Genomic DNA, 17,761 nt, shown 5'->3' with positions numbered 1-17,761 from the left:
CGGGGGGGACTCAGTCCTCCGGGTCGTAGCCCAAGTTGGAGGACAGCCAGCGCTCGGCCGTCGCGAGGTCCCAGCCCTTGCGCTCGGCGTAGTCGGCGACCTGGTCGCGGCCGAGGCGGCCCACGACGAAGTACTGCGCCTGCGGGTGCGAGAAGTACCACCCGCTGACAGAGGCCCCCGGCCACATCGCCATCGACTCAGTCAGCTCGATGCCGATCTTGTCCACGCCGAGGAGCTCCCAGAGGGTGGTCTTCTCGGTGTGCTCGGGGCAGGCCGGGTAGCCCGGAGCCGGCCGGATCCCGACGTACTTCTCCCGGATCAGCGCCTCGTGGTCGAGGTCCTCGTCGGGCTGGTGGCCCCAGAACTCCGTGCGGACGCGTTGGTGCAGCCGCTCGGCGAAGGCCTCGGCCAGACGATCGGCCAGCGACTCCAGCAGGATCGCCGAGTAGTCGTCGAGGTCCTGCTTGAACTCCAGGATCTTGTCCGTGCTGCCCAGCCCGGCGGTGACGGCGAAGCCGCCCACGTAGTCCTGGAGCCCGGTGTCAGCGGGCGCGATGAAGTCGCCCAAGGAGCGGTTGGGGATGCCGTCGCGGTGCTGCCCCTGCTGGCGGAGGTGGTGCAGCGTCGTCAGCACCTCGGTGCGCGACTCATCGGTGTAGACGAGCGTGTCGTCGCCGTACGCCGCAGCAGGGAAGAACCCGATCACGCCGTTGGCGGTCAGCCACTTCTCGGCGATGATGCGGTCGAGCATGACCTGCGCGTCGTCGTAGAGCTTGCGCGCGGTCTCGCCGGCCGTCGGGCTGTTGAGGATGTCGGGGAACTTGCCCTTCATCTCCCAGGCGTTGAAGAACGGCTGCCAGTCGATGTAGTCGCGCAGCTCGGCGATGTCGTAGCCCTCGAACATCTGCACTCCGGGTGACCTGGGCGCCGGCGGGGTGTAGCCGTCCCAGTCGATCGACGTCCGGTTGGCGCGGGCCGCCTCGAGGGACAGCATCGGCCGGTCGTTCTTCCCTGCGTGACGTTCGCGCAGTGAGTCGTAGTCGCTCTTGATGTCCGCCATCAGCTTCGGCCGCAGCTCGTCGCTTAGCAGCGCGGCCGCGGTCGGCACGGACCGGGAGGCGTCCTTGACCCAGATGACCGGGCCGTCGTACTTCTTGTCGACCTTGACCGCCGTATGGGCGCGGGACGTCGTCGCGCCGCCGATCATCAGCGGGATGGTCAGTCCGGTGCGCTGCATCTCGGCCGCGAAGTGCACCATCTCGTCGAGCGAAGGGGTGATCAGGCCGGACAACCCGATGATGTCTGCGTCGTGCTCCTTCGCGGCGTCGAGGATCTTCTGGGCAGGCACCATGACGCCGAGGTCGATGACTTCGTAGTTGTTGCACTGCAGCACGACGCCGACGATGTTCTTGCCGATGTCGTGGACGTCGCCCTTCACCGTGGCCATCACGATGGTGCCGTTCTTCGTCTCTCCAGAATCGAGGTCCCCCGACGCCAGTTTTTCCGCCTCGATGTAGGGCAGGAGGTAGGCCACGGCCTTCTTCATCACCCGGGCGCTCTTGACGACCTGGGGAAGGAACATCTTGCCGGCGCCGAAGAGGTCGCCGACGACGTTCATGCCGTCCATCAACGGCCCCTCGATCACCTCGATCGGGCGGCCGCCGGCCGTCGAGATCTCGGCGCGGAGCTCCTCGGTGTCCTCGGTGACGTGCGCGTCGATGCCCTTGACCAGGGCGTGCGTGATCCGCTCGCGGATCGGCAGCGAGCGCCACTCGGCCGCCGCCTTCTCCTCGACGGCGTCGGTCTGGCGGTACTTCTCGGCGATCTCGAGGAGGCGCTCGGTCGCGGCCATCGGGTCGGACAGGCGGTTGAGGATCACGTCCTCGATCGCCTCGCGAAGCTCGGTGTCGATGCTGTCGTACGTCACCAGAGCGCCGGCGTTGACGATGCCCATCGAGAGACCGGCCTGGATGCCGTAGTAGAGGAAGACGGCGTGGATGGCCTCGCGGACGGCGTTGTTGCCGCGGAAGGAGAAGGAGACGTTGGAGATGCCCCCGGAGACCTGGGCGCCCGGGAGATGCTCGGTGATCCAGCGAGCCGCCTCGATGAAGTCGACGCCGTAGTTGGCGTGCTCCTCGATGCCCGTCGCCACGGCGAACACGTTGGGGTCGAAGATGATGTCCTCGGCCGGGAACCCGACCTCGTCCACCAAGATCTTGTAGGCCCGCTCGCAGATGCGCTTGCGGCTCTCGAGGTCGGCGGCCTGTCCCTCCTCGTCGAACGCCATCACGACCACCGCGGCGCCGTACTTGCGGCACAGACGCGCGTGCTGTCGGAAGGTGTCCTCGCCCTCCTTCATGGAGATCGAGTTGACGATCGCCTTCCCCTGGACGCACTTGAGGCCGGCCTCGATGATCTCGAACTTCGACGAGTCGACCATCACCGGGACGCGGCTGATGTCGGGCTCACTGGCGATCAGCTTCAGGAACCGGTCCATGGCCGCGACGCCGTCGATCATGCCCTCGTCCATGTTGACGTCGATGACCTGAGCGCCGTTCTCGACCTGTTGCAGGGCGACGCTCAACGCCATGTCGTAGTCGCCCGCCTTGATCAGGTTGCGGAACTTGGCCGAGCCCGTGATGTTGGTGCGCTCGCCGACGTTGACGAAGAGACTGTCGTCGTCGATCGTGAACGGCTCCAGCCCGGCCAGCCGCATCGCGACCGGGACCTCGGGGACCTCGCGTCGGGGCTTGCCCTCGACGGCTTGCGCGATCTCGGCGATGTGGGCCGGGGTGGTGCCGCAGCAACCCCCGACGAGGTTGACGAACCCGGCTCCGGCGAACTCGCTGATGATCGCCGCGGTCTCGGCCGGCGCCTCGTCGTACTCACCGAAGGCGTTCGGCAGGCCCGCGTTGGGGTAGCACGACACGAACGTGTCGGCGATGCGACTCATCTCCTCGATGTAGGGCCGCATCTCCTTGGCGCCCAGCGCGCAGTTGAGGCCCACGGCGAGCGGCTTCGCGTGGCGCACGGAGTTCCAGAACGCCTCGGTCACCTGGCCGGACAGCGTGCGCCCGGACGCGTCGGTGATGGTGCCGGAGATGATCACCGGCCAGCGGCGGCCGTAGTCCTCGAAGAGGGTCTCGACCGCGAAGATGGCGGCCTTGGCGTTGAGGGTGTCGAAGATCGTCTCGATCATCAGCAGGTCGGCGCCGCCGTCGAGCAGCCCACGACCGGCCTCCATGTAGGCCTCGACGAGCTGGTCGTAGGAGACGTTGCGGGCGGCCGGGTCGTTGACGTCGGGAGAGATGGACGCCGTCCGGGTCGTGGGCCCGAGCGCACCCGCGACGAACCGCGGCCGGTCGGGCTGCTCCGCGGTGACGGCGTCACACTCCCGACGCGCCAGTCGGGCGGACTCGTAGTTGAGCTCGTAGGCGAGCTCCTCCATGCCGTAGTCCGACAGCGAGATGGAGTTGGCGTTGAAGGTGTTGGTCTCAAGGATGTCCGCGCCGGCGACGAGGTATTCGCGGTGGATGCCGGCGACGATCTCGGGCTGCGTCAGGGTCAGCAGGTCGTTGTTGCCCTGGACGTCGCTCGGCCAGTCCTTGAACCGCTCCCCGCGATAGCCCGACTCGTCTGGGCGGTCGCGCTGGATGGCCGTGCCCATGGCTCCGTCGAGCACCATGATCCGTTCGCCGAGCAGCCGTGACAGCGTCTCGGTGGCGTCCGGACGGTGATGGGGCGCAGCGAGAGCGTCGACGGGGGTCGAGGGCGTGGCAGTCACAGGGTCTTGAGCTCCTCTCGGGGTGCCCAGCCTACGGATCGCCGTCCACAGTGCGGACGGCGTTTCCACGGGTTGGACGCAGGCCACGATGGTTCCACCGCGCCAGAGGGACCGCGAAATCGCCGCGGAGGTGGTTGCGGGTCCTAGGGTGGATGAGTGATCGAGTTCGACGGCGTCCAGGAGCTCACCTCCCCGGTGGTCATTGCGGCATTCGAGGGCTGGAACGATGCAGCCGACGCGGCCTCGGGGGTGGTCGACCACCTCATGGAGGTGTGGCAGGCCCGGGTGGTCGGCGCGATCGACCCGGAGGAGTTCTATGACTTCCAGGTCAACCGCCCGGTGGTCGCCTCCGACGAGTTCGGCTACCGACGTCTCACCTGGCCGACGACCCGCATCGCTGTTGCGTCGCCTCCTGACATGGACCGCGACGTGATCCTCATCCGCGGCATCGAGCCCAACATGCGGTGGCGACAGTTCTGCGCCGAGCTGCTGGCGGCGTGCGACGACCTGGGCAGCCAGCTCGTCATCACCCTGGGAGCGCTGCTGGCCGACTCGCCCCACACCCGGCCGATCCCCGTCACCGGCTCCGCGACCGAGCCCGACCTCGTCGACCGGCTCAAGCTCGAGCAGTCGACCTACGAGGGACCTACCGGCATCGTCGGCGTCTTCCAGGACGCCTGCGTGCAGCTCGACATCCCTGCAGTCTCCTACTGGGCCGCAGTCCCCCACTACGTGGCGCAGCCGCCCTGCCCGAAGGCGACGCTGGCCCTGGTCGGCCAGCTGGAGGACCTGCTCGACTGCTCGATCCCCCTCGGAGAGCTGCCCGACGACGCGCGTGCCTGGGAGCGCGGCGTCGACGAGCTCGCCGAGGAGGACGAGGATGTCGCCGAATACATCCGCTCGCTGGAGGAGTCGCGCGACACCGCCGACCTGCCGGAGGCCAGTGGCGAGGCCATCGCCCGGGAGTTCGAGCGCTACCTCAAGCGGCGTACGGAGGACTGAGCCGCCGGCTCAGAGTGCCAGGCCCAGCGCTGCGTCCAGGACTTGGCGCACCGCCGCTGCGGCGTCCGGGTCGCTGGCGTCCGCCAGCCCGTGCTGGGTGTCCCCGAGAGTGGACGCCACCCACTCCTGGACCGCGACCAGGGCGGTGGGCGCGTCGAGGTCGTCGGCAAGAGCCGTGAGCACAGCGGTGACGACCGGCGCGGCGGGAGCACCCGCGCCCAAGGACAGTGCCTTGCGCCACAGGTCGACGGTGTCCACCGCGTCCCAGAGCTGGTCGTCGGTCCATTCCCAGTCGCTGCGGTAGTGGTGGCGGAGCAGCACCAGCCGGATCGCCATCGGGTCCACGTCGCTGTGGCGCAGCGCCGAGACGAAGACGAGGTTGCCCTTCGACTTCGACATCTTTTCCCCGTCGTAGGCCACCATCCCGGCGTGGGCGTAGGCGCGCGCGAACCTCTGCCCGGGGTCCGCGACCTGGGCCTCACCGGCGCACATCTCGTGGTGCGGGAAGATCAGGTCGCTGCCGCCGCCCTGCACGTCGAACCCGGCACCGAGGTGCTCGGTGGCGATCGCGGCGCACTCGATGTGCCACCCGGGGCGGCCCGGCCCGAAGGGGCTGTCCCACGAGGGCTCGCCCTCGCGCTCGCCGCGCCACACGATGCAGTCGAGGGGGTCACGCTTCCCCTCGCGGTCGGGGTCTCCCCCACGCTCGCCGAACACGCGCAGCATCTCGTCACGGGTCCAGCCTGAGACGGCACCGAAGTCGGGGTCGGCCGTCACCGAGTAGTAGAGGTCGGTCTCGACGCGATAGACCGCGCCACGCTCCTGCAACCGGGTGATGAGTTCGATGACGAGCGGGATGGACTCCACCGCACCGATGTAGTGGTCGGGCGCCAGGACCCGCAGCGCCTGCATGTCTTGTCGGAAGAGCTCGGTCTCACGCTCCGCCAGCTCGACCCAGTCGATGTTCACCTTGTCGGCGCGCTCCAGCAGGGGGTCGTCGACGTCGGTGACGTTCTGGACGTAGGCCACCTCGTGACCCGCGTTGCGCCACGCGCGGTTGAGCAGGTCGAAGGCGAGGTACGTCGCCGCATGGCCCATGTGCGTCGCGTCGTAGGGAGTGATCCCGCAGACGTAGAGACGGGCCGGGCCCTCCGGCCTGGTCAGGACCGGGCCACCCGTGGTGGTGTCGTAGATCCGAACGGCTGGACCGCTGGCGGTCAGTCGGGGGACGTCAGGAGATGACCACGCACGCATGGCGGGCAGCCTATCCGGCTCAGAAGGGAGGCCAGGGAATGACCGGCCACTCGTCACGCGGTGACGGCAGCTCGTCTGCTTCGAGCAGCGCGTGACAGCGCCGGACGAACTCCGCGACCTCGAGGCGGGTCACGTGCTCGGCGAGCGCCTCGCGGAGCTCGGTGTCTGCCAGCACGCGGCGTACACCGTCCTGCTCCTGCTCGCTGAGACGCTCCCCCAGCCAGCCCCACAGCACGGTGCGCAGCTTGTGCTCGACATGGAAGGTCAGGCCGTGGTCGACGCCGTAGCGGTGTCCGTCGGCCATCGCGAGCACGTGTCCGCCCTTGCGGTCGGCGTTGTTGACCAGGACGTCGAAGACGGCCATCAACCGCAGGACTGTCGTGTCCTCGTGGACGAGTGAGACCTCGCGGTCCTGCGCGTCCACGCCGTCGAACACGTGACGGAACCCGTCAGGGGTGCTGTCGGCGGGGACGATCGCCACTGCCGCCTGTTCGGGATCGGGCTCCTGCCAGACCTGCACCATGCCGGGGCCGTGCGGCCCGTCGCGCAGGATGGTCCGCGGCACGATGTTCCAGCCGAGGGACTCGCTCACGAGGTAGGCCGCCACCTCGCGCCCCGCCAGGGTGCCGTCGGGGAAGTCCCACAGAGGGCGCTCTCCCGCAATCGGCTTGTAGACCACCCGATGGGCACCGACCTCGCCCACGAACGTCGCGTTGGAGGCAGGCATCACCCGGCCGTGCAGCGTGAGCTCGCCGACGAGCGGATCGTCCACGGCTACTGCGGCTCCCGACGCCGGAACCCGTTGGCACGCACACAGAGGTGGCCGTCGGGATCGACGGGCGTGCCGCAGAACGGGCAGTCCGGACGGCCGGCGCTCACCACGTTGCGCGCCCGCGCGACGAAGGCGCGAGCCCACCCCGCGGTCAGCCGGACCATGAAGATCTCGTCTGGCTCGGGCTCCGCCAGCTCCTCGTCGAGCTGGTCAGGGGAGACCACAGCGGCCTCGGTGAACGGGAAGACCTCGATCACGAGACGCTCGGACGACACGTCCCACGACAAGGTCATGGTCCCAGCCCGGAACTCCTCCTCGATCGGCTGCTCGAGCGGGTCGTTGTCGATCTGGTCGAAGGGCGCGACCGCCGGGATCAGGGTGGTGGTCTCCTCGGCGCGCATCACCTCGTCCAACAACTCGTCCACGCGCTCGGAGAGCACCTCGACCTGCTGCTTCTCCAACGCGATGCTGGTGATCCGGGCACCTGCGCGCGCCTGGAGGAAGAAGGTGCGGGCGCCCGGAGGGCCGACCGTGCCCACGACGAATCGCTCAGGCGGGTCGAAGGCGTGAACCAGAGGCATGTCACTCACCCTAGGACGGCGTCCCAGCCGCCGCGGGTCCGGCTCCCCCGCCGAGCACCGCGTCCTGGCCCACCTTCCTGCGACGCTTGCGCGGCGACGGCGCGGGCGTGAGCCACGACAGGTCGCCTCCGGTGGTGTTGATCCCGAGCACGTAGGGCCGGGCCTCGGTGAAGCGGACGATCGACACGGACGCCGGGTCCACCTGGATCCGCTGGAACAGGTCGAGATGGGTGCCCAGCGCGTCGGCGAGGATCGCCTTGATCACGTCGCCGTGGCTCACCGCCACCCAGACCGCGTCGTCGCCGTGCTCCTTCTGGACGAGTCGGTCGTGGCGGCGTACGGCCTCCACAGCGCGGTCCTGCATGGCCCGCATCGACTCGCCGCCGGGAAACACCACGGCCGAGGGCTGTGACTGCACGACCTTCCACAGGGGCTCCTTGGCGAGGTCCTTGAGGGCACGACCCTGCCACTCGCCGTAGTCGCACTCGCTCAGCCGGCGGTCGGTCGTGATCGTCGGCGCTTGGGGCTGGTGGCTGCCGATCGCCCGCGCGGTCTGCTTGCACCGCTCGAGGGGACTGGAGACCACCGCTGCGAGCCGCACGGGCGCCAGTCGCATGCCGGTCGCCGTCGCCTGCTCGGCGCCGCGCTCGTCCAGCCGCACACCGGCGAGCCGGCCCGCCAGCACACCGGTGGCGTTGGCGGTGGTTCGGCCGTGCCGGACCAGGATCACGGTTGCCATGCCCGCGACCCTAGTGGCACTAGCCTGAGGCGGTGATCGTCGACAACGCGTTGTACCGCAAGGGCGTGCGTGTCCCCGTGGACGGGGACGGCGCAAGCCTCGGGGACGCCCGGGTGCCGTGCGCGTCCGGGGACTTCCAGTGGATCGGGATCCACGATCCGACCCCAGCGGAGCTCAAGCAGATCGCGACCACGTTCGGCCTGCACCCGCTCGCGGTCGAGGACGCCGGCGACTCCCATCAGCGACCCAAGGTCGAGCGCTACGGCGACACGCTGTTCCTCGTGCTCAAGACGCTCTGGTACATCGACGAGGAGGACGCCGTCGAGACCGGGGAGATCAACCTCTTCGTAGGCCCCGACTTCGTGGTGACCGTGCGCCACGGTGAGGGGATCGACCTGGCCACCTCACGCCGCGATCTGGAGCACCGTGCGAAGGTGCTCCAGCACGGTCCGATGGCCGTGATGTATGCCATCTGCGACCGGGTCGTGGACGAGTACGAACGCGTGGGCGCCGCGCTGGAGATCGACGTGGACGAGGTCGAGGAGTCGGTCTTCTCCCCTGCTCGCAGCGACGACTCGGTCCGGATCTACGCGCTCAAGCGGGAGATCGCGGAAGTGCGCCGCGCGGTGATGCCGCTCCGGGAGCCCATGCGCCGCTTCGCCGCGGGCCAGCTCGAGGGGATCGACGAGCAGACGGCCACCTACTTCCGTGACGTCGCCGACCACCTCCACCGCGTCTCGGAGGTCGTCGACAACCTCGACACGCTGCTCTCCACGGCGTTCGACGCCCACCTCGCGCGGATCTCCGTGCAGCAGAACGACGACATGCGCAAGATCTCCGCCGGCGCCGCCATCGTCGTCGTGCCGACCATGATCGCCGGCATCTACGGGATGAACTTCGACCACATGCCCGAGCTGCACTGGAAGTACGGCTACGGCTTCGCCTGGGCCCTGATGATCGGCACCGCCCTGTCGCTCGTCGCGCTGTTCAAGAAGTCCGGGTGGTTGTGAGCGCTCCCCTGGCGCCTCCCGGGCGGCGGTTGAGCGCGTGGCAGGTCGTGTGGTGGTTCGGCTTCGTCAGCCTGGCCGCCGACATGGTCTACGAGGGCGCACGGTCGATGTACGGCCCACTCCTGGCGGCGCTCGGCGCGTCCGGCCTCGTCGTCGGCCTGGTGACCGGTGCGGGTGAGGCGATGGCGCTGGTGCTGCGGCTGGTCTTCGGACCGGTCGCCGATCGCACCGGTCGCTACTGGTCGCTGACGATCGCCGGCTACGCGCTCACCGCCCTGTGCGTCCCACTGCTCTGGTTCGCTCCCCGTCTCGGTGCCGCCGGGCTGGCCTTCGCCGTCGCGATGATCCTGCTCGAGCGTCTCGGCAAGGCCGTGCGGTCGCCTTCGAAGTCGGCGCTGCTCGCGCACGCTGCCGGGGCGGTGGGACGTGGCCGCGGGTTCGGGGTGCACAAGGCGCTGGACCAGGTCGGGGCGTTCGCCGGGCCGTTGCTGGTGGCCGCCGTCGTCACCGGGACCTCCATCTGGGCCGGCATGGCCGTGCTCGCGATCCCAGGGGCCCTGGCCATGGCCCTCCTGGTGGTCCTGTGCTGGCGCGTGCCGGATCCTTCGGTGTACGACGACTCACCGCGGCCGGCGACGGCCGAGCCCCCGCGAGCCTGGCTGGCGGACGCGATGGGTGCCGGCCTGCCACCGGTCTTCTTCCGCTATGCGCTGGCATGCTCGCTGACCACAGGTGCCCTGGTGACCTTCGGCATCATCGGCTACCACCTGACCGTCGACGGGTTGGTGCCGGTGGCGGCCGTGCCACTGATCTATGCGGGGGCGATGGCGGTCGAGGCGGTGGCGGCGCTGGTGGTCGGCGCGGTCTACGACCGCACGGGCGCCCGGGTGTTGCTCGTCGTGCCGGTGCTGGTCGCCGGTGTCCCGGCGCTCGCGCTCGGAGGATCGGTCGGGCTCGTCCTGGTCGGAGTCGCCGTGTGGGGCTTCGCGCACGGCGTGCAGGACTCCACGATCAAGGCCGCGGTCGCCGACCTCGTGCCGGCGCACCGTCGCGCGACGGCGTACGGCGTGTTCGCGGGCATCCAGGGCGCGCTGGCCATCGTCGGCGGCGCCGGCGCGGGCTGGCTCTACGACCGCTCCCTGCCAGCCCTGGTCGTCGCGGTCGCCGTCAGCCAGATCGTGGCGCTCGGGCTGCTGGTGAGCACCCTGCACGCGCCTGACTGACGTCAGTCAGGCGCCCGCTCACGGGTTGAGGACGCCCGCGCTGACCAGGACGAGCGTGGCCGTGCCGAGCGCGATGCGATAGACGACGAACGGCGTGTAGGACCTGGTCGACACGTAGCGCAGCAACCAGGCGATGGCGGCGTATCCGACGACGAAGCTGACGACCGTGGCGACCAGGGTCGGGCCCCAGCCGTAGGAGTTGTCGCCACCCGGGATCTCCTTGAGCTCGAAGAGCCCGGCGCCGACGACCGCTGGGATCGCGAGCAGGAACGCGTAGCGGGTGGCGGCCTCCCGCTCGTAGCCGAGGGCCCGGCCCATCGAGATGGTCGCGCCGCTGCGGGAGACACCGGGGACGAGGGCCAGCGCCTGCGCCATACCCATCAGCACGGCGTCGCGGAGGGTGATGTTCTTGATCGTCTTGTCGTTGCGGGAGAAGCGGTCGGCGATGCCTAGCACGACGCCCATCACGATCAGGGTCGAGCCGATGATCCACAGGTTGCGGAAGTCGTTCTCGATCACGTCCTTGAGCAGCACGCCCAGGATCACGATCGGCAGCGAGCCGATGATGATGAACCACCCCATCCGGGCGTCGAGGTGTCCTCGCCACTCGGGCTTGACCAGCGACAGCACCCACGCCTTGCCGATGCGCCAGATGTCGTGACGGAAGTAGATGAGGACGGCGAGCTCGGTGCCGATCTGGATGACGGCTGTGAAGGCCGCTCCCGGGTCACCCCAGCCGAAGAGCTCAGGGAAGATGCGCAGGTGAGCGCTGCTGGAGATCGGCAGGAACTCGGTCAGGCCCTGGATGGTGCCCAGCACCACGGCCTTGAGGAGATCTGACACGTCGCAGGAGCCTACGCGGGGCGATCACGGCGAGCCGCGTGGGCGCGCTCGACTGGCGTGGCTAATCTCGGCGCATGCAGCAGCGCACGCTCGGCTCGACCGGCCTGAAGGTCTCGCGCCTCGGCCTCGGGACCATGACCTGGGGTCGTGACACCGACGAGCACGAGGCACGCGACCAGCTCATCGCCTTCTCGGAGAAGGGCGGCACCCTCCTCGACACGGCCGCCGGTTACGGAGACGGCGCCAGCGAGGAGCTCATCGGCACGCTGATCGGTGACGTCGTCGGCCGCGACGACATCGTGCTGGCGACGAAGGCCGGCATCTCCCGCCGGTCGGGCGAACGCGTGCTGGACACCTCGCGCGGCCACCTGCTGACTGCCCTCGATGCCTCGCTGAAGCGGCTGCGCGTCGACCACGTCGACCTCTGGCAGGTGCATGTCTGGACTGACGAGGCCCCGCTCGAGGAGACCCTGACAGCGCTCGACCGTGCCGTGTCGTCCGGCCGTGCGTCGTACGTCGGGATCTCCAACTACACCGGCTGGCAGACCGCTCAGGCCGCGACGTGGCAGCGCGCCGTGCCCGGCCGCGCGACGCTGGCCTCGACCCAGGTGGAGTACTCACTGCTGGCACGCGGGGTCGAGCACGAGGTGCTCCCCGCAGCCGCCGCGCTCGGCCTCGGCGTGCTCCCGTGGTCACCGCTCGGGCGGGGCGTGCTGACCGGCAAGTACCGCACCGGCACCCCGTCCGACTCACGGGCCGCGACGCCGCACTTCGCCGGGTTCGCCAACTTCTACCTCGACGAGCGTGGCCGCGGCATCGTGGAGAGCGTCGTTCGGGCGGCGGAAGGCCTCGGCTGGACCCCGCTCGAGGTGGCACTCGTCTGGGTCCGCGACCGGCCGGGGGTCACGGCCCCCCTCGTCGGCGCCCGTACCGCAGCCCAGCTCGACAGCGCCCTCGGGGTCGAGGACCTCACGCTGCCGGCCGAGATCATCGACGCCCTCGACGACGTGAGCGGGGACTGACCATGCCACGCGAGCTCCGCCGCCCGCCGCGACCCGGGGTGGAGTGGGAGTTCGACACCCTGACGCTCCCCCGCGACTACTCCCGCAACGTCGTGACGAGGATGCTCGTCGAGCGCGCCGAGCACGGCGGATGGGAGCTCGACCGGGTGCGGATCCACAGTGACGGTGTCCGCCGCGTCGTGCTGCGCCGCAAGATCATCCGCCAGCGGTTGACGCTCTTCGCCGGCTGAGCGTCGTGCACCTCATTGCCCTTCGCCGCTACCCCGTGAAGTCCATGGGTGGTGAGCGCTTGGGCGCCGTCGAGATCGACGCGCGGGGACTGGTCGGCGATCGGTGGTTCGCGGTCGAGGACTCCAGTGGTCACTTCGCGTCCGGCAAGGACACGCGGCGGTTCCGTCGCCGAGACGCGGTCTTCAGCTACACCGCGAAGACACGTCCGGACGGGGCGGTGTCAGTGACGGGGCCTGCTGGGGCCTGGACCGCGGGGTCGACGGAGCTCGACACACAGCTCGGTGTCGACATGGGGGCGCCGGTTCGCGTCGTCCCGGAACGCTCGGTGCCACACCAGGACGCCGGCGCCTTCTCGTTGGTCGGCACCGCGACGTTGCAGTGGTGCGCCGACCAGTGGGGCATCGACGCCGATCCGCGACGGCTGCGGGTCAACGCGGTCGTCGCCACGACGGAGCCCTTCATCGAGGAGTCCTGGTTGGGGAAGGCGCTCTCCCTGGGACCCGTCGCCCTGAACGTCGTGTCGCGCACACCACGCTGCCGGATGGTCGACATCGCGCAGGACGGGTTCACTCCCGGAGACCGACTGCTCAAGCGCCTCGGTGCGGAGCGCGACCTCGCGCTCGGGGTCTATGCGGACGTCACCCGCCCAGGACTCATCCGGGTCGGCGACAGGGTCACCGTCCTCGACTGATGGTGGGATTGGTGTCACCCGGCGACACCCGACCCACAGACGACCTGCTGCCGGGTCAGGCGTCCTCGAGGAACCGGTCGAAGACGCGGGCCCCGAACTCCAGCGCGTCGACCGGCACCCGCTCGTCCACGCCGTGGAACAGCGCGGTGAAGTCCAGGTCGGCGGGCAGCCGCAGCGGGGCGAAGCCGTAGGAGCGCACCCCGAGCTTGTTGAAGTGCTTGGCGTCCGTGCCACCGCTCATGAGGTACGGCGCCACGACGGCCTGCGGGTCCTCCGCGAGCAACGACCGCGTCATCGCCGCGACCAGGTCGCCGTCGTAGGGCGTCTCCCACGGCTGCTGGTGGGAGACGTAGTCGAACTCGATCCCGTCGCCGGCGAGCGCCCGCAGGGTTTCGAAGAACTCGTCCTCGTAGCCCGGCAGGAAGCGACCGTCGATGTGGGCCGTGGCCTCGGTCGGGATCACGTTGACCTTGTAGCCGGCGCCCAGCTGCGTGGGGTTGGCGGTGTTGCGGATGACGGCGCCCAGCATCCGGGCGGCGCTGCCGAACTCGTCGATCAACGACTCCGCGTTCTCCGGTGTCGCCTCGGTGCCTGCGATCTCCGCGACCGCTGCCAGGAGCACCTCCATGGTGGGCGTGAGCCGCACCGGCCACTGGTGCGCACCGATCCTGGCCACCGCCTGGGCCAGCCTGGTGACCGCGTTGTCGTCGTTGATCATCGAGCCGTGGCCTGCTCGCCCACGCGCGGTCAGCTTCATCCAGGCCATGCCCTTCTCCGCCGCCTCGATGAGGTAGACCCGTCGACCGCGGATGGTGGCGCTGAAGCCGCCCACCTCACCGACGGCCTCGGTGCAGTCGGCCAGCTCGTCACGATGGTGGTCCATCAGGAACTCTGCGCCCTTGTGGCCGCCCGCCTCCTCGTCGGCGGTCAGGCAGATGACGATCTCGCGCTGGGGGGCACGGTCAGCGCGAGCACGCGCCCGGACGACGCTGAGGAGCATCGCGTCGAAGTCCTTCATGTCGACGGCGCCGCGGCCCCAGACGAAGCCGTCGCGGACCTCGCCCGAGAACGGGTCGACCTGCCAGTCCTCGGCAGCGGCCGGCACGACGTCGAGGTGTCCGTGCACGAGCAGCGGTGGTCGCCCGTCGCCCCCTCCCCAACGGGCGATGAGCGAGGTCCGACCGGGCTCGGACTCGTAGACGTTGGAGTCGATGCCGACGTCGTCGAGCAGTGCGGCGACATGCTCGACGGCCTTGCGCTCCCCCGGTCCGGAGTCGTCGCCGTAGTTGGAGGTGTCGATCCGGATCAGGTCGCGGCAGACGTCGACGACCTCCGCTGCGGGGTCGTAGGCGGCACCGTGCGGGCGTGGTTCCGAGGACTGCGACATACCCCCATCCTGCCCCGGATTCGGAGGCTGTTGCCGGCCTCCCCCGATGCGGAAGTTCGTCGCTCACTTTGCTACTGTTCCCCAGCACTCGTCCGGGTGGCGGAATTGGCAGACGCGCTAGCTTGAGGTGCTAGTGCCCGTATTAGGGCGTGGGGGTTCAAGTCCCCCCTCGGACACCACCGTTAACCCCCACGGCTTCCCCGCTGTGGGGGTTACCTGCTTCTCCGGTGAGGCTCACGGAGGCGACAGCGGCACGCGTCTGGGAGTCGTAGTCGATACGCAGACCAAGGGCGGACAGGAACTCGGACAAGTCACCGAAGTCGGCGGTGTCCCCGAAGACCTGTTCTAGGCCATCGGCGTCGCCCTACATCGACAGGACCGATGAGTTCGCGGCACAGATGCAGCACCTCAGCGCGTCGTAGCGGTGAGTCTCTATGACGAGGTCAACACGGCAGTCAATCTTAACGTTCCAGAAACGCCGCGCGGACCGCCACGTCGGGGACGTGTCCGAATAGTCCGCTCAGGTGTCGGTTCAGTTCAGTCTCGACGCCGGACGTGCTCCGCCAGCATCCAGCCCTGTTTGAGGTCCCACCCACCGGAGTACGTGGCTACCCAGATGACCAGGCCCTCCCAGCCTTGGTCCTTTCTTCGCCGCCACTCCAACAGCAGTCCGGGATTCCTCGTGTCTCCCCAGACGCCGGTGACGCACACCCACACGTGTTGGGGCCGGGTCAGCGCAGGTCCAGCCGGGACGGGCGTGGCATGACCCCGCCCTTCTGACACCATGTGAGGATGTTAGAACGCCTGTTCGAGCGACTCGCAGGTCGGGTCCTGCTACCGGTGCACTGCTCTCGTCGACCTGCCGCTCCGTGCTGCCACGGACATTCGAGACCAGCAATTCCGCCAAGTCGACTTTGCGGACCGTTTCCAGTGTCCCGACGCTCTGACCTGCACTGCTACATCTATCCCAATCGGTGTAACGGTAGACCGCGCCACTGACAGGTCGTCGTGAACAAGAGAGGGGCGCGAATGTGTCCTTAGTCGTCGGTTGGCTCGGGTGACTCTTCGTTCTCACCCTCGTCCGCGTCGTCGGCCTCAGGAGCCCAAGACCTTTCAGCGTCGTCACGGGCCTTGTTGGCGCGACGAATGGTTTCCGGGTCGACCTCTGAAATCGCTCTTCGCGCCGCCCGCAGCATTTCGGGGTCAATTCGGCCTAAACCCTGAGCCGCTCTAATTGTGTCCGGGTCGATTCGCCAGAGGTTCGCAGCGGCCTTGAACGTCTCCGGGTCGATGCCGCGTAGGCCCGCCGCCGCCCCGAACGTCTCAGGGTCGATGCGCCCTAAACCAGCAGCCGCCTTGAACGCCTCCGGGTCAAACCGCCAGAGACCCGCAGCCCTCTTGACGTCGTCTGGGTCGATGAGGCCCGCAAGACCGTTGGGGTGTGCCGTCAACGACTCGGTGGCGAGCCACTCCCCGAAGCGTCTTTCCTGTACGGATGCGTTGCGCTCGAACTGCCCATTGGTGTCGTCGAGTTCGGAGGTCCGTTCAATGGTTGCTTCCAGCACTGATGTGTTTAGGTGCTCATTGGTGAGCCTTAGGAACGTCGACAGGGTCACTTGGTGATACCCGTGGGTGTTTCTCGCGGCGAATTCGCGCACCAGGGCGGGCTGTGGGCCGGTGGGTTCCCCACCCGACCGCTCAAACCAGTCCTCCTTAGCGTCGTTGGTCACGAAGAGCACCGGCTTGCCTGCATCTTGGACTGTCGAAGCGTGGTCGAGAATTTCTGCCCAGATGAGGTAGTCCCCCGCGGCGCTCTCGGCAGTTTCCTTGCCGGAGTCCTTGTACCCGGGCGGGATGCCTTCGGCGTATCTGCGCTGCGCTTCCTTGACACTCTTCGCTCGGTCCTCTGCACGAGGTGCCTCCCCGACCCGTCCGGCGAAGAGGGCGTCGAGTCGTGCTCGTACGGGGTCGTTGGACTGTCCCTGTTCGACCGTGACGACGTGTCGGGCTGTCACCGCTTCAACTTCAGCGGTGTAGTCCCGTGCTGCCTCGCTCAACTTGGCGTGCAGGCCAGTCAGGAGTGGAGACACTGCCTCCTTGACGTCGTCTGGCAGTGCCTTGCCGTTCAGCGCCGCGCCCATTTCGTCAGGGGTTTTGAGTCCGTGCAACCGCGTCAAGGCTTCGTAGTGCGCCGCTTGCTGCCGGATGACACCCATCCGGTTGCGTTGGTACTCAAGCCCGGCTTGGTAGGTCAGCCACAGGCGGTCCTTGACCGCCTCCATCGCCGTGAACACCTCGTCACGCTCAGGCGTGCTGAGCCGGTAGAGACCAAGGAGGATGTTGGCGTCAGGAATGATGACGCCCGAGGTCACGTACCGTTTCAGGTCGTCGTTCGATGGCGCGTAGAACTCAGGGAATCTGTCCCTCACTTGGTGCCCTCTCCCCAGTACCGGCCTGCTTACACGAATGTATACGCGCACACGCCCACCAGTAGGTGCGCGGGTCTGGCGGCTTACCTAACGACCAGGGCGTGGGTAATCAGCAAGAGGCGGGCGGGTTTGGTCCGCGTCCAGTATCTCGACGATGGCGGCAATGGTTCCCGCTTCGGTTCCACCGGGGGTGCAGTGGGGGCACCACGCCGGGTCTGACGAGATGCCGCAAGCGCGTCCGTCAGAGATGTCTTCGTCGTGACTCTCTTTCGCGTACTCCCAGTTGACCTCTCCGATGAGTAGGTCATAGGACTCCCGAGCGACGGAGCCGTGGTTGCCCATTGCGAAGTCTTCGTGTTCGTCGTCAAGGATGTCCCAACCGTTAGCGAGGGCGTACCGGGCAGCGGCGAGGTCTGCGGGCGTTGTGGTGGCCATCGAGCGAGCGTAGGGGTGACCCGGCAGGCAGGTGTTCGCCGGGGCGCGGACGAAAGTGTGTCCCCCGCCCTGCGCTCACACTTTGAGGATGACACGTCTGACCCGTCCACCAGTTTGGACAGGTCACCGGGGTCGGAGGTCAACACCACCGGGGGGACTCGTCGTCTCCGGTCAGTAGGGGCCACCGTGCGGCAGAGACTGCGGCGGACCCGGCGACTCCCCTGTGCGTCAGGCTGAGGTGAGACACCACTTCTGAGTTCGATCCCTCTGCACGGGGCGAGAGGCGAGACACCTGATGACGATGACCACTGCTGACGCCGCCCGGCTTGATGATGGGGTGGTGAGCCCAAGAGCTGAT

General features: G+C 68.5%; 15 protein-coding genes and 1 tRNA gene. 7 read left to right on the top strand and 9 right to left on the bottom strand.

Annotated elements, in window-relative coordinates; all coding sequences use genetic code 11:
• Positions 1 to 10 precede the first annotated feature (10 nt).
• Positions 11 to 3,685 (bottom strand): methionine synthase, encoded by a 3,675-nt coding sequence (gene metH, locus VNJ48_RS06400; protein ID WP_414689920.1) that lies wholly within the window; start codon positions 3,683 to 3,685, stop codon positions 11 to 13.
• 255 nt (positions 3,686 to 3,940) lie between these two features.
• Between metH and VNJ48_RS06395 the strand changes: the two genes are divergently transcribed.
• Positions 3,941 to 4,786 (top strand): PAC2 family protein, encoded by an 846-nt coding sequence (locus VNJ48_RS06395; protein ID WP_325600251.1) that lies wholly within the window; start codon positions 3,941 to 3,943, stop codon positions 4,784 to 4,786.
• A 9-nt stretch (positions 4,787 to 4,795) separates the two neighbouring features.
• Here VNJ48_RS06395 and mshC read toward each other — a convergent pair whose 3' ends face one another.
• The 4 genes from mshC to VNJ48_RS06375 are packed head-to-tail and all read right to left on the bottom strand — an operon-like array spanning position 4,796 to position 8,132.
• On the bottom strand, positions 4,796 to 6,040 hold the full coding sequence (gene mshC, locus VNJ48_RS06390; protein WP_325600249.1) for a cysteine--1-D-myo-inosityl 2-amino-2-deoxy-alpha-D-glucopyranoside ligase: 1,245 nt from the start codon (positions 6,038 to 6,040) through the stop codon (positions 4,796 to 4,798).
• Between the two features lie 19 nt (positions 6,041 to 6,059).
• Entirely contained in the window at positions 6,060 to 6,812 is a 753-nt protein-coding gene (locus VNJ48_RS06385) for an SCO1664 family protein (RefSeq protein WP_325600248.1), read from the bottom strand.
• 2 nt (positions 6,813 to 6,814) lie between these two features.
• Positions 6,815 to 7,393 (bottom strand): DUF3090 domain-containing protein, encoded by a 579-nt coding sequence (locus tag VNJ48_RS06380; protein ID WP_325600247.1) that lies wholly within the window; start codon positions 7,391 to 7,393, stop codon positions 6,815 to 6,817.
• Between the two features lie 10 nt (positions 7,394 to 7,403).
• Positions 7,404 to 8,132, bottom strand: a complete 729-nt coding sequence (locus VNJ48_RS06375) for a histidine phosphatase family protein (RefSeq protein WP_325600245.1) — start codon at positions 8,130 to 8,132, stop codon at positions 7,404 to 7,406.
• A 32-nt stretch (positions 8,133 to 8,164) separates the two neighbouring features.
• Between VNJ48_RS06375 and corA the strand changes: the two genes are divergently transcribed.
• Positions 8,165 to 9,142 (top strand): magnesium/cobalt transporter CorA, encoded by a 978-nt coding sequence (corA, locus tag VNJ48_RS06370; protein ID WP_325600243.1) that lies wholly within the window; start codon positions 8,165 to 8,167, stop codon positions 9,140 to 9,142.
• Positions 9,139 to 10,365 carry an MFS transporter gene (locus tag VNJ48_RS06365; RefSeq protein WP_325600241.1) on the top strand — a complete coding sequence of 409 codons (1,227 nt, stop codon included), beginning with the start codon at positions 9,139 to 9,141 and terminating at the stop codon, positions 10,363 to 10,365. Before corA ends, VNJ48_RS06365 begins: the two co-directional genes overlap by 4 nt.
• A gap of 18 nt (positions 10,366 to 10,383) precedes the next feature.
• Here VNJ48_RS06365 and VNJ48_RS06360 read toward each other — a convergent pair whose 3' ends face one another.
• The gene (locus VNJ48_RS06360; RefSeq protein ID WP_325600239.1) at positions 10,384 to 11,208 is read right to left on the bottom strand and encodes an undecaprenyl-diphosphate phosphatase; all 825 of its coding nucleotides are present in this window, start codon (positions 11,206 to 11,208) and stop codon (positions 10,384 to 10,386) included.
• Between the two features lie 74 nt (positions 11,209 to 11,282).
• On the opposite strand from VNJ48_RS06360, the gene VNJ48_RS06355 reads away from it, so the two are divergent.
• From VNJ48_RS06355 to VNJ48_RS06345, 3 genes are read left to right on the top strand one after another with little or no spacing between them, the layout of a single operon-like run.
• A complete protein-coding gene (locus VNJ48_RS06355) occupies positions 11,283 to 12,230 on the top strand; it encodes an aldo/keto reductase (protein ID WP_325600237.1) in 948 nt (315 codons plus the stop codon).
• A gap of 2 nt (positions 12,231 to 12,232) precedes the next feature.
• Positions 12,233 to 12,460: a DUF5703 family protein gene (locus tag VNJ48_RS06350; RefSeq protein WP_325600235.1), complete on the top strand. Its 228-nt coding sequence runs from the start codon at positions 12,233 to 12,235 to the stop codon at positions 12,458 to 12,460.
• A 5-nt stretch (positions 12,461 to 12,465) separates the two neighbouring features.
• A complete protein-coding gene (locus VNJ48_RS06345) occupies positions 12,466 to 13,152 on the top strand; it encodes an MOSC domain-containing protein (RefSeq protein ID WP_325600233.1) in 687 nt (228 codons plus the stop codon).
• A gap of 55 nt (positions 13,153 to 13,207) precedes the next feature.
• Here VNJ48_RS06345 and VNJ48_RS06340 read toward each other — a convergent pair whose 3' ends face one another.
• Complete coding sequence (locus tag VNJ48_RS06340; protein WP_325600231.1) at positions 13,208 to 14,539, bottom strand: M20/M25/M40 family metallo-hydrolase; 1,332 nt, start codon at positions 14,537 to 14,539, stop codon at positions 13,208 to 13,210.
• A gap of 90 nt (positions 14,540 to 14,629) precedes the next feature.
• Here VNJ48_RS06340 and VNJ48_RS06335 point away from each other — a divergent pair.
• A tRNA-Leu gene (locus VNJ48_RS06335) sits at positions 14,630 to 14,718 on the top strand.
• A gap of 858 nt (positions 14,719 to 15,576) precedes the next feature.
• Here the strand turns inward: VNJ48_RS06335 and VNJ48_RS06330 are convergent.
• Entirely contained in the window at positions 15,577 to 16,968 is a 1,392-nt protein-coding gene (locus tag VNJ48_RS06330) for a PIN-like domain-containing protein (RefSeq protein WP_325600229.1), read from the bottom strand.
• An 87-nt stretch (positions 16,969 to 17,055) separates the two neighbouring features.
• Positions 17,056 to 17,403, bottom strand: a complete 348-nt coding sequence (locus VNJ48_RS06325; protein WP_325600227.1) for a hypothetical protein — start codon at positions 17,401 to 17,403, stop codon at positions 17,056 to 17,058.
• Between the last annotated feature and the right edge of the window lie 358 nt (positions 17,404 to 17,761).

The sequence above is a fragment of the Nocardioides sp. genome, from assembly GCF_035576065.1.
Taxonomy (GTDB): domain Bacteria; phylum Actinomycetota; class Actinomycetes; order Propionibacteriales; family Nocardioidaceae; genus Nocardioides.
This window is presented reverse-complemented; position numbering and strand designations above follow the sequence as displayed.